Here is an 11,121-nt window from a genome sequence, read left to right on the forward strand (position 1 = left end):
GAGCGGAGCGGTTGTCATCCTGAGCGGAGCGGTTGTCATCCTGAGCGGAGCGGTTGTCATCCTGAGCGGAGCGGTTGTCATCCTGAGCGGAGCGGTTGTCATCCTGAGCGGAGCGGTTGTCATCCTGAGCGGAGCGAAGGATCTCCGTGGCTAACAAGCGAGACCCTTCGCTTCGCTCAGGGTGACAATCCCCTGTCGCGTGATCCGCGTTCCCTTCGCGCTCTTTGCGCCTTCGCGGTAAACCTCCTCCTCGTCTTCCTCATCGCCGGCTGCGGGCCCTCCATGCAGGTCGGCGCGCCGATCGGAATGACCGAGATCGAAAAAGCCCCCGCGCGCGCGAACCTGACCGTCGCCGTCGTGCGCGATCCGAATCTCGTGGCGTCGTCGAAAAACGTGCCGGCCAATTTCGCCGCCGCCATCGGCGACGCGATCGCGCGCGGCGTGGCCGACGCGGCGGGCCTTGTCGTGCGCACCGCGAGCGTCGTCGATCGCGCGCCCGCCGGCGGCTATGACCTTGTCGTCACGCCGTCCAACGCCCTGATCGAAATGGAAACGACGCAGTCCACCATCAGCGTGGACGTCACGATCCGCCGCGCGCGCGACGGCCGGGAGTTCGGTATCCTCATCGAGGGCATCGGCCGCGTCGGCCCGCGCGAAACGGCGACGGTCGAGCCGCTCGGCGGCAAGGTCCACATCGCGGGCAGCTACCTCAAGAACCCGCCCGCCGGCCAGGCGCTCAACAACGCCCTGTTCGCCGTCACGCGCGATTTCCTGCACAAGTTCGAGCGCCGCCTGCCGTCGTTCGAGTAGGAACTTATCCCAAGGCCGCGCCGAGTGCCCGTCATCCTGAGGCGAGCGTAGCGGGGTTCGTCAACCTGAGGTGAGCGTAGCGGGGTTCGTCAACCTGAGGCGAGCGTAGCGGGGTTCGTCATCCTGAGGCGAGCGTAGCGAACCGAAGGATCTGGCCCCGTCCCGGAAGACGCGTTGCCGTCATCAGGGGCGAGCCGGATCCTTCGCTTCGCTCAGGATGACGACGACGAAACGCTTGGGATGACTGCGATTCCATTCCCAATTCCGCATTCCCAATTCCCAATTCTCATTGCCATTTCTTCTTCCGCTTGTACCGGCTCTCGCCTTTCACGCTCGTCTTGTGGGGGCGGCCCAGATAAAATTCGCGGATGTCCTCGTTCGCGCGCAGTTCCGCCGACGTGCCGGAAAGCACGATGCGCCCGCCTTCCATGACGTACCCGCGATGCGCGACCGAAAGCGCCATGTTCGCGTTTTGCTCGACAAGCAGAATCGTCACGCCGTTTTCGTTGATCATCCGGATGATGCGGAAAATCTCCGCGACGAGCACCGGCGCAAGTCCAAGCGACGGCTCGTCGAGCAGCAAAAGCCGCGGCGCGGCCATCAGCCCCCGGCCGATCGCGAGCATCTGTTGCTCGCCGCCGGACATCGTGCCCGCCTCCTGCTTCTTGCGCTCCGCGAGGCGCGGAAACCACTCGTAAACGCGCGCCAGGTCGCGCGCGATCCCCGCGCGGTCGCGCCGCTCGTACGCGCCAAGCCGAAGATTCTCGGCAACCGTCAACTCGCCGAACACCTGCCGCCCCTCGGGCACAAGCGCGATGCCCTTGCGCACCACGCGGTCCGTGTCCAGCCGGTCGATGCGCTCGCCCTCGAACGTGATCGTCCCCTTTTCCGGCTGATCCTCGATGAGCCCCATGATCGTCGCAAGCGTCGTCGTCTTGCCCGCGCCGTTGCCGCCCAGGATCGACACGATCTCGCCCTGTTTCACCTCGATCGACACGCCGCGCAGCGCCGCGATCTTGCCGTAGAGCGTCTCGATGTTTTGCGCATCAAGCATCTATGGCCGCCTCCGCACCCGCGGCGTCCGTGCCCAGATACGCCGCCGCCACCGCCGGGTCCGCGGAAATGACCTCCGGCGTCCCGCAGGCGATCGCCTCCCCGTGATCCAGCACCAGCACGCGGTCCGACACGCTCATCACCAGTGTCATGTCGTGCTCCACCAGAAGGCATGTCACGCCGAGCTCGTCGCGGATGTCGCGGATCCAGTGGCGCATGTCCGTGCGTTCTTCGTGGTTCATCCCCGCGCTCGGCTCGTCCAGAAGCAGCATCCGAGGCTTCATCGCGAGCGCGCGCCCGAGCTCCACGAGCTTGCGTTTGCCGTACGGAAGCGCGCCGACGTGCACGTCGCGCACCGCCTGCAAGTGCAGGAAATCGATGACGCGCTCGGCCTCCTCGCGATGCGCGATCTCCTCGCGGCGCACGCCCGGCCCGAACACGGCTGCGGCAAGCACGCCCGTCTTCATGTGCAGATGCCGGCCCAGAAGCAGGTTGTCCATCGTTGTCATGCCCGTGAACAGCTCGATATTCTGGAACGTCCGCGCGATGCCGAGCCGCGCCGCCTTGTGCGGCGCGATGCCCGTGATGTCGGCGCCGTCGAAAATCGCGCGCCCCCTTCCGGGCTTGTAGATGCCGTTCAGGCAGTTGAACAGCGTCGTCTTCCCCGCGCCATTCGGCCCGAGGATCGAAAAGATCTCGCCCTTCTCGACGGCAAAGCTCACGCCCTTGAGCGCGTGGATGCCGCCGAAATCGATGCCCAGATTTTCGACCGTCAGAAATGACATGAACGAGCCTTATACCCCAAACGCATCCCGCCCCCTATCCCTCTCGTGCGCGTGCCCGTGCCCGATCGACGAACCGCGAGAGCTTGTTCTGAGCGCGAGCGAAGGATCAGGGAGCGGGTCGAAAGGCAACGGACAAAATGGACATCATGGACCGGCGAACGGACGGTTGCGATTTGCGACAACCTTTCAGACTTCCAGACTTCCAGACTTCCAGACTTCCAAACTATTCCCGTGCCCGTGCCCGTTCTCCTTTGCCGTGTTTTGTAACCGGCCAAGCCCATTGCGATACGAAAGAATTCCTTCGTTTCGTTTTTCCAAAAGAAAGGATTCTTTACTTTCGAAATCGAAAAGAAAGAATTCTTTACTTTCGAAATTCGATGCGCGACGATCGCGGCATGGAGCCATCATGCCCCGCGTGACCGGTACAATCGAACGCGCCGTCGTCGGCGGCGAGAACGTGCGCGCGTTCATTCCGCGCCCCCTACCGCCCGCGAAACCGCCGCTCGCGCTCGACGACGAAACGCGCCGCCTTCTGGGCGACGCCGAAATCGCGCTGGCCCATCTCGACCTCACCGCCGAAATCGTTCCCTCCGTCGATTGGTTCATATACGGCTTCGACCGCAAGGAAGCCGTGACCTCCTCTCAAATCGAAGGCACGCAGGCCACGCTCATCGATGTGCTCGAATACGAGGCGCATGCCGACCCGGAGCCGTTGGGCGGCGAGGACGCGCGCGAGGTCCTGAATTACCTGCGCGCCCTCACGTTCGCCCGCCGCGAGTTGCGGCGCAAAAGCGGCTTGCCGATTTCGATGCGTCTTCTGAACGGCGCCCACGCGCGGCTGATGCGCGGCGTGCGCGGCAAGAACAAGCAGCCGGGCGAAATCCGCCGAACGCAAAACTGGATCGGAGGCACGCGGCCGGGAAACGCGGTGCACGTTCCGCCGCCGCCGAACCGGCTCAGAGAAACGCTTTCGGACTTCGAAAAGTACATCCACGCCGACGACGCTCTCCCGCCGATCGTGCGCACGGGGCTCGCGCACGTGCAGTTCGAAACCATCCATCCCTACCTCGACGGCAACGGACGCATCGGCCGCCTGCTCGTGACGCTTTTGATCGAGCATTGGGGGCTGCTCTCCAAGCCGCTCCTGTACCTCAGCGTCTACTTCAAGCGCCATCGCGCCGAGTACTACCATCGGCTATCGGCCGTGCGCACGGACGGCGACTGGGAAGGCTGGACAAAATTCTTTCTCGAAGGCGTCGTGACCATCGCCCGGGAGGCCAGCGACAGCGCGACCGAACTTGTCGCCCTGGTTTCCCGCGATCGCGCGCGCATGCTCGATACGCCGTCCGCATCCGTGTACTCCGCGCGCCTGTTCGAACGGCTGCCTTCGCGTCCGATCATCACGGTCGCGCGCGTGATGACGTTGCTCGACACCACCCGCCCCACGGCCACCAAGGCGATCGCCGCGCTCGTCGACGCCGGCATCCTTCGCGAAACCTCCGGACGCAAGCGCGATCGCATCTTCGCCTACAAGGCCTATCTCGATCGCCTGCGCGCCGGCACCGATCTGTAATCCGCGAAAAAAAGGGACGCGAACGATTCGCGCCCCGCGAAAGATGTCCTTCTTTTCATTTTCGCTAATAAAGAACCCTTTCTTTTCGATTTTGAAAATCAAGCGTCCTTTCTTATCGAATACGCCTCTCGACGATCACGGTTCCCGTGCCGCACCCGCGCCCGAACGACGAACCGCGACCATCAGGGAGCGGGTCGAAAGGCATTGGAAAAAACGGACGTCATGGACCGAATGGACATCATGGACCGGCGAACGGGCGTTTGCGATTTGCGATGACCCTTCAGCCTTTCAGCCTTCCAGTCTTTCAGCCTTCCGGCCTTTTCTTCACTCGTCCTTCTCCTTCTCCTTGTCCTTGTCCGGTGCGACGGCGTCCGCGATCTCCTCCTTCGCCTTCTCGGCCGCGGCGTCAAGCGCCTTCCCGGCTTCGGCCGCCGCGTCCTTGGCGTCCTCCTTCAACTCCGCGGCCGCCTTCCCGGCCGCGGCGCCGATCGCCTCGCCCGATTCCTTGACCGCTTCGCCGATCGCCTCCTTCGCCTCGGCGCTTTCCTGTTCGGCCGTCTTCGCGCCCGAGGCCGGCATCGCAAGCCAGTCCGCGATGCGCACGTATTTCCCGTCCCGCGCCTGCATGACGTAGATCGACTCCACCCCCTGGTGGTCCGTCTCCGAGAAGCTCACGTTCTGCACGAACATCCCGTCGAAATCCTTCAGCGAGTGCAGCGCGTCGATGAGCTTCTCGTTCGTCAGTTCGCGGCCCGCGCGGCGAAGCGCCTCCACGAGCGGCTCCGCGAGCGCCATGCTCGCCATCGTGAAGTTGCCGGGCTTCAGCGATTCGGACGTGCCGATCGCCTCGCGGTACCACGTCATGCCCGGCGATTCCTCGTCCGGAAGCGGCATCCAGTTTGCGAGCACCGTGCCGTTCCACGCGTCCCCCGCGAGCGCGAACATCAGTGGATCGGCCACCGTCGAGCTCGACGCGAACTGCGGCTTGAACTTGATCTTCGCGCACTCCTTCACGATCGTCGCCGCCGCCTTTGTCGTCGACCAAAGCATCACCGCTTCGGCGCCCGACTGCTTCAGCTTGAGCGCCTGGCTCGACAAATCCGTGTCCGTCACCTCGTGCGCCACTTCCGCGATCACCTCGGCGCCCGCCGCCGAGGCCGCCGTCTTGATGCCGTCCACGCCTTCCTTACCGAACGCGTCGTTCTGATAGAAGATCGCGAGCTTCGTTTTCTTGAGTTGCCCCACGACGTAGCCCGTCAAAAGCGTCGCCTCCGTCGTGTACGTCGGGTACACGGCGAAGCGGTACTTCGACACCGGGTCCGTCCACGCGCTCGATCCCGTCGCCGGGCCGACCCACACTTTCTTCCGCTCGTCCAGGAAATCGCGCACCGCCATGCCCGTCGCCGTACCCACGCCCGACGCGAAGCAGAAAACCTTGTCCTTCTCCACCATCTCCTTCACCGCCGCGAGCGTCCGCGTCGGCTGATACCCGTCGTCCCGGACGATCAGGTTGACCGTGCGCCCGTGGATGCCCCCGTCGGCGTTGATCTTCGCGAAATACGCCTCGAGCGACTTGGCGAGGATGCCGTACGGCGACGCCGGGCCCGTCAGCGGCGCCCACGTGCCGATGCGGATCTCCGTGTCCGTCACGCCCTCCACATCGGGCTTTTCCACCGGCACGGGCGCCTGCGGCGCCGGCACGGTTTCGCTTTGGCACGCCGCGGCCAATAGCGCGATCGACAACACGCACAACGCAATCCCCAAACGCGAACGCAAAGTCATGATGAGGCCTCCTTCAAACCTTTTTCTTTCGGTGCGTCTTGAACAGGCCGCTTGGCCGGACGCACAGCACCAGAACGATGACCAGAAACGCGAAGCTCGATTTGAACTCCGGCGAAACGTACCCGCCGAAGAGGTTTTCCGTGATGCCGAGAATCCACCCGCCGATCACCGCCCCCGGCAGGCTCGTCAGCCCGCCGAGCACCGCCGCCGCGAACGCCTTGAGCATCGGCGCGATCATCATGTTCGGATCAAGCAGCGTCTTGGGCGCGATCAAGACGCCCGTCACCGCGCCGAGCATCGACGCGATCGCCCACGCCGTCGCGTGCACGCGCGGCACGCGGATGCCCATGATCCGCGCGGCCGTCGGATTCTGCGAGGTCGCCATCATCGCGAGCCCAAGCCGCGTGAAGCGGAAGAACGCGAACAACAGCGCCATCAGAACGAGCGACACCGCGATGATGACCACCTCGAGCTGATTGACGACCACCCCCGCGAACTCGTAGGTCGTCGTCTCGGAGATCGGCGATTCGAACGCCTTCACGTCCGTGCCGAACACCATCCCCGCGCCGGCGTACAGGATCATCTCGAACCCGAGCGTCAGGACGATGAGGCCGAGCAGCGTCGGCTTGTCCGCGCGGCGAAGCACCGCGAACTCGAATCCCGCCCCCAGAAACGCCGCGAACGCGATCGCCCCCGCGAGCGCGAGGCCAAAGCTCATGTCGTAGCGCGTCATCAGCATCCACGCGACGAACGTCGCCGCCATGCCGATCTCGCCCTGAGCGAAGTTGATGACCTCGCTCGTCTTGTAGACGAGCACGAACGCGAGCGCGATGAGCGCGTACAGGCTCCCCATCGCGAATCCGCCGGCGACTAGCTGCCAGAACATGCGTCCCTCAAAACGGCCACGTCTTCCAGTAGATCTTGATCTTCAGCCACCGCCCCCTTAGCCCCAGCGGCTCGAACAATACGACCGCGATCATCACCGCGCCGAAGATCATCGCCGCGGCCTCGCGATACCCCGAGAGCGTCTGCTCCACGATCGTCAGAAGCGTCGCGCCGAGCACCGACCCGAGGATCGATCCCAACCCGCCCACGACGACCATCGCCAGCAGCTTGATCGACAGGAACAGGTCGAAGTTCTCCGGCGCGATGAAGCCCGTCGAATGCGCCAGCATCGAGCCCGCGACCCCCGTGAAAAACGCGCTCACCGCGAACGCCAGCGTCTTGTAATAGGTCAGGTTCACGCCCGTGGACGCGGCGGCCACGTCGCTGTCGCGCACCGCCGTGAAGGCGCGCCCCACCCGCGATCGCGTGATGTTGTACGCCGCCAGAACGCACAGCACCGCGATCGGCACGATCAGCGCGTACCGTCCGGCGTCCGTACGAAGCTCGATGCCGAAAATCGAAAGCGGCGCGGTGTGCAGCCCCATGTGCCCGCCGGTGAAATCGAACCGGCCGAGGATCTGCTGCGTCGCGATGCCAAAGCCCAGCGTCGCGATCGTCAGATACGGCCCTTCCATGCGCAGCGCCGGCAGGCCGAGCAAAAATCCGAACGCCGCGGCGACGACGCCGCCCGCCATCATCGCGGCAAGAAACGGCGCGCCCCGCGCCACGAGCAGCACGGACACGTATCCGCCGATCGCCAGGAACGCGGCGTGCCCAAGCGAGATCTGCCCGGTGTAGCCGACGAGGATGTTCAGCCCCAGCGCCACGACGACGTAGATCGCGATCGTGTTCAGAAGATTGATGCGGTAGCCCGGCAAGACGAGCGGCGCGACGACAAGCAACGCCGCCAGCACGCAAAACGAGACAAACCCGCTCGCCGACCGGAAAACGCGAACGTCTTCCGCATGGGACAGCTTCATGTCCATCGAGCGACTCCCCGGGTTTGCGTCGAAAAGCGTTTGGCGAAGCGACGTTTATAACGAGTGTCCTTGCGTTTGGCGAGAACCCCGGCACGGCGAGCGTCATCACCCGAGCCCGGATACGGCGGCGTCGGCTCCGGCGGCCGGCGCGGCATCGTATCCCTGATTTCCGCATCATCCATCGCCCGGTTGCACGATCGGGCAATGGGCCTGGGGCTCGAGCTTTGCCTGAGGCCGTTCTCTCGAGCGTCCCCGATTACGCCGGCCGGAACCACGCGGGATCATGTTCCGATGAATGCCGCGGCGCGCAATCAACCGATCCCCCAGGTCCGCCTGCTCACCGCTGCGCTCGCCGTCGCGGCCTTCAGCGCCGCGCTGCACGTGTTCGCGCTCGGCGGCGCCAACCTCAATGGCCTCATCGACCTGGACGATTTCGGTTATGGCGATCCGGGACACGGTCACACCGGCGCCGCGACCCTCGTCGGCGAATCCGGCATATCCTTTGGCTCCTTCTATCGGGTCGCCGCCTCGCTCCAGTCGATCGGCGTCACGACGCACGGGCTGCTCGCGCTTCAGCTCCTTTTGCACCTCGTCGTCGTCGCGGCATTCGTTCGCGGCGCGCGCGATCTTCTGCCCCCGGATTTGCACGCCGCGAGCGCGTTCGCACTCGCCGCCGCGCCCGAGCCGATCCTGCTCGTCGGCGAGAACAACAACGTGCTGCTGATCGTCGCGCCGCTGCTTTTCGTCGCCTGGCGTCGCGCCCGCCGGCGGCCGAACGTCGCTTCCCACGCGCTCGCCGGACTCGCGTTCGCGCTCGGCCTCCACATCCATTTCATCACGCTGCTCATCCTGCCGCTGCTGTATCTCGAATTGCTCGCAGGCGCGGATCACGCCCGCCTGCGCCACACCGCCGTCTTTACCGCCGCCTGGCTTGTTCCCGGCCTGCTGCCCGCGGCGTATGGCGGCCTTGCCGCCGCCGCCGGGCTCGCGTCGTACTCCGGCGAAATGATTTCCGGCGCGACGCACACACGATGGGCCGCGGTGGCCGTCATCGCGCTCAGTTACCACGCCGTGGCGCTCGTGGGAGTCGGCGCCGCGATCCGCGATCGCACATGGCGCGGCAATGTCGTCGTCCGCGACGCTCTCGCGTGGTTCGCCGTCACGATCCTCCCATCCGTCCTGCACTCCCGCTACGAGGCATTCGACCCCCGCCGCCTCGCTGTCGCCGCCGGTCCCCGCGCCATCCTTGTCGGTGCCGGCGTCGTCCTGCTGGCCCGCATCCTTTCCCGATCGGCGGCGCCCCGGATCGCGTGGGGCGCATCCCTCGCGGCGGGTTACCTTTCGATCAACATGATGGCCGTCTTCATCGATTACACCTCCGCCGACGCGCGGACCATCGGGGATCGCCTCCACACGCTGGACATGTCCCCTCAGGTGCAAAAAGTCCTCGACGTGGCCAGGGTTATGCGCGGTGCGCACCCGGACGAACCCCTTGTCTTTGCCGGAGCCGAGGCCGGAACGCTGAACGCCATTCGGCGCTGGAATCTCGGTGAGCCGCGATTGGCCCATCCCCCCACGATTTTCGTGGCCGTCGTCGTCCCTCCGCCCGGAACGGCCGGTGGCGTCCCCGCGCGCGCCGCGACGCTCTGGCCCATCGAGATGCCGCTCCCGGTGGCGCCCGTGCCCACGGACACGGGGCGCGCCGTCTATGCCGTCGCCCTGCCGCAACACGTCCCTGGCGATTACCGGCTGGTCGCCATCGAAGCGCGCGGCGCCGACCCCGCCGATTTCACCGTCCTCGGCACGCGCGACGCCTCCCTGGAGGCTTGTGCCCCTTGTCTCGCGAGCAGGCACGCCCGCGCCCTCCGGCCGTTCTTGTCCGACCTCGCGCTGCTGGACAACGAACGATACGCACAGGCCCTAATCAGCCTTTCGCACGGACAGGTCGCCCTCATCCACACGGGCCTGAATTCGGCGCCGGTCGGCGCCTGGCTCATCCGGTCGCCGGACGCCACGCCTCGTGGCGCGTCCCCATCGCGGGATGTCCGCGATTTGTAGGCGGGCTTTCCTTCGACGAAGCCCCCACGTACTCCATCACCGCGAGAGCGTCTGCTCCACGATCGTCAGAAGCGTCGCGCCGAGCACCGACCCGAGGATCGATCCCAGCCCGACCACGACGACCATCGCCAGAAGCTTGATCGACAGGAACAGGTCGAAGTTCTCCGGCGCGATGAAGCCCGTCGAATGCGCCAGCATCGAGCCCGCCAGGCCCGTGAAAAACGCGCTCACCGCGAACGCCAGCGTCTTGTAATAGGTCAGGTTCACGCCCGTGGACGCGGCGGCGCGCCGATCGGCGCGTCGATTCCCTCGCTCGTCGTTCCGGACGATAGTGCGCGAAATGACCATCGTGCCTATCGAGGATCGACGACAGGAGTTACGCGGCCTTGCCGCCGCGCTGCTTGTTTTGGCGATCACGTGGGCGTTCCATCTCATCGGCTTTGGCGACTACGAAATCGGATCGCTCCCCGACATCATCGACCAGTTCGATCTTCGGGCGGCCGGCGATCCGCAATGGGGATACATCGGACTCGGATATGTCGATGTCAAATTCGGATGGCTTCACGCCCGCCTGCACGCCATCCCGTATGCGCTCGGCGTCCCCCTGTGGGGCCTCGTCGCCCTTCAGGCCGCCGGCCACCTCCTCGCCGTCCTCATTTTTTGGCGGGGATTGCGCGGCCACGTCCCCGAGGATCTTCGCGCCGTCTCCGTCATGGCGCTCGCCGCCGAACCCCTGCCCGTCCTCATGATCGCCGAGAACTCGACTGCCCTTTTCATCCTCGCGCCGGTCATCTTTGTCGCGTGGCGCTGGGCGCGCACGCCCTCCGCCGCCTGGCCGCACGCCGCCGCCGCCGGGCTTTTGTTTGCGCTGGCCATCCATCTCCATTTCATCGCGCTCTTTGTCTTGCCCGCCGTGTACGCCGACCTGTTCTTCGGGCGGCAACGGAGCCTCGCGTCCACGATCGCTTTCTCCGCGGCGTGGATCCTGGCCGGGTTCGTGCCGGCGGCGAACGGCGGCCTCGACGATCTCGCCCAACTGCTGCGCGGCACCGCCGAACAATCCGGGGAGAAGCCCTACGAGCTATGGGCGCTCGGATTCGTGGCACTGGCCGGAGTGCACGTCATGGCGACCGCCGGCTCGATCATCCTCTTACGCTGTCGGCCGATGCACGAAACGCGGCTCCTGCGCGACGCC

The 11,121-nt window shown here is 65.6% G+C and carries 10 protein-coding genes; 4 read left to right on the top strand and 6 right to left on the bottom strand.

Annotation, left to right across the window (positions count from 1 at the left end):
* Nucleotides 1-306: 306 nt before the first annotated feature.
* Nucleotides 307-810, top strand: a complete 504-nt coding sequence (locus K8I61_13765; protein ID MBZ0273100.1) for a hypothetical protein — start codon at nucleotides 307-309, stop codon at nucleotides 808-810.
* A gap of 286 nt (nucleotides 811-1,096) precedes the next feature.
* Here the strand turns inward: K8I61_13765 and K8I61_13770 are convergent, their stop codons facing one another.
* Together K8I61_13770 and K8I61_13775 are read right to left on the bottom strand one after the other, a co-directional pair.
* Nucleotides 1,097-1,864 carry an ABC transporter ATP-binding protein gene (locus K8I61_13770; protein MBZ0273101.1) on the bottom strand — a complete coding sequence of 256 codons (768 nt, stop codon included), beginning with the start codon at nucleotides 1,862-1,864 and terminating at the stop codon, nucleotides 1,097-1,099.
* Nucleotides 1,857-2,648, bottom strand: a complete 792-nt coding sequence (locus K8I61_13775; GenBank protein ID MBZ0273102.1) for an ABC transporter ATP-binding protein — start codon at nucleotides 2,646-2,648, stop codon at nucleotides 1,857-1,859. The genes K8I61_13770 and K8I61_13775 overlap by 8 nt, the downstream gene beginning before the upstream one ends.
* Nucleotides 2,649-3,054: 406 nt before the next feature.
* Here K8I61_13775 and K8I61_13780 point away from each other — a divergent pair, with 406 nt between their 5' ends.
* Nucleotides 3,055-4,221, top strand: coding sequence for a Fic family protein (locus K8I61_13780; GenBank protein MBZ0273103.1), 1,167 nt, complete (start codon nucleotides 3,055-3,057; stop codon nucleotides 4,219-4,221).
* Nucleotides 4,222-4,545: 324 nt separating this feature from the next.
* On the opposite strand, the gene K8I61_13785 is transcribed toward K8I61_13780, so the two are convergent.
* Genes K8I61_13785 through K8I61_13795 form a run of 3 tightly spaced genes read right to left on the bottom strand, consistent with a single transcriptional unit; the run spans nucleotide 4,546 to nucleotide 7,874 of the window.
* The gene (locus tag K8I61_13785) at nucleotides 4,546-6,003 is read right to left on the bottom strand and encodes an ABC transporter substrate-binding protein (GenBank protein ID MBZ0273104.1); all 1,458 of its coding nucleotides are present in this window, start codon (nucleotides 6,001-6,003) and stop codon (nucleotides 4,546-4,548) included.
* 13 nt (nucleotides 6,004-6,016) lie between these two features.
* Nucleotides 6,017-6,889, bottom strand: a complete 873-nt coding sequence (locus tag K8I61_13790; GenBank protein MBZ0273105.1) for a branched-chain amino acid ABC transporter permease — start codon at nucleotides 6,887-6,889, stop codon at nucleotides 6,017-6,019.
* Nucleotides 6,890-6,896: 7 nt separating this feature from the next.
* A complete protein-coding gene (locus K8I61_13795) occupies nucleotides 6,897-7,874 on the bottom strand; it encodes a branched-chain amino acid ABC transporter permease (GenBank protein ID MBZ0273106.1) in 978 nt (325 codons plus the stop codon).
* A gap of 285 nt (nucleotides 7,875-8,159) precedes the next feature.
* On the opposite strand from K8I61_13795, the gene K8I61_13800 reads away from it, so the two are divergent.
* Complete coding sequence (locus K8I61_13800) at nucleotides 8,160-9,926, top strand: hypothetical protein (protein ID MBZ0273107.1); 1,767 nt, start codon at nucleotides 8,160-8,162, stop codon at nucleotides 9,924-9,926.
* Nucleotides 9,927-9,962: 36 nt separating this feature from the next.
* Here the strand turns inward: K8I61_13800 and K8I61_13805 are convergent, their stop codons facing one another.
* Complete coding sequence (locus tag K8I61_13805) at nucleotides 9,963-10,361, bottom strand: branched-chain amino acid ABC transporter permease (protein MBZ0273108.1); 399 nt, start codon at nucleotides 10,359-10,361, stop codon at nucleotides 9,963-9,965.
* Between K8I61_13805 and K8I61_13810 the strand changes: the two genes are divergently transcribed.
* The coding region (locus K8I61_13810; protein ID MBZ0273109.1) for a hypothetical protein at nucleotides 10,267-11,121 on the top strand (855 nt) is incomplete at its 3' end. The genes K8I61_13805 and K8I61_13810 overlap by 95 nt on opposite strands.

The organism is bacterium (genome assembly GCA_019912885.1).
Taxonomy (GTDB): domain Bacteria; phylum Lernaellota; class Lernaellaia; order JACKCT01; family JACKCT01; genus JAIOHV01.

Excerpts from the sequence above, each read along its gene's own strand:
- K8I61_13765 (MBZ0273100.1), top strand. The coding sequence starts at position 307 with ATGACCGAGATCGAAAAAGCCCCCGCGCGCGCGAACCTGACCGTCGCC.
- K8I61_13770 (MBZ0273101.1), bottom strand. The coding sequence starts at position 1,864 with ATGCTTGATGCGCAAAACATCGAGACGCTCTACGGCAAGATCGCGGCG.
- K8I61_13775 (MBZ0273102.1), bottom strand. The coding sequence starts at position 2,648 with ATGTCATTTCTGACGGTCGAAAATCTGGGCATCGATTTCGGCGGCATC.
- K8I61_13780 (MBZ0273103.1), top strand. The coding sequence starts at position 3,055 with ATGCCCCGCGTGACCGGTACAATCGAACGCGCCGTCGTCGGCGGCGAG.
- K8I61_13785 (MBZ0273104.1), bottom strand. The coding sequence starts at position 6,003 with ATGACTTTGCGTTCGCGTTTGGGGATTGCGTTGTGCGTGTTGTCGATC.
- K8I61_13790 (MBZ0273105.1), bottom strand. The coding sequence starts at position 6,889 with ATGTTCTGGCAGCTAGTCGCCGGCGGATTCGCGATGGGGAGCCTGTAC.
- K8I61_13795 (MBZ0273106.1), bottom strand. The coding sequence starts at position 7,874 with ATGGACATGAAGCTGTCCCATGCGGAAGACGTTCGCGTTTTCCGGTCG.
- K8I61_13800 (MBZ0273107.1), top strand. The coding sequence starts at position 8,160 with ATGAATGCCGCGGCGCGCAATCAACCGATCCCCCAGGTCCGCCTGCTC.
- K8I61_13805 (MBZ0273108.1), bottom strand. The coding sequence starts at position 10,361 with ATGAGATGGAACGCCCACGTGATCGCCAAAACAAGCAGCGCGGCGGCA.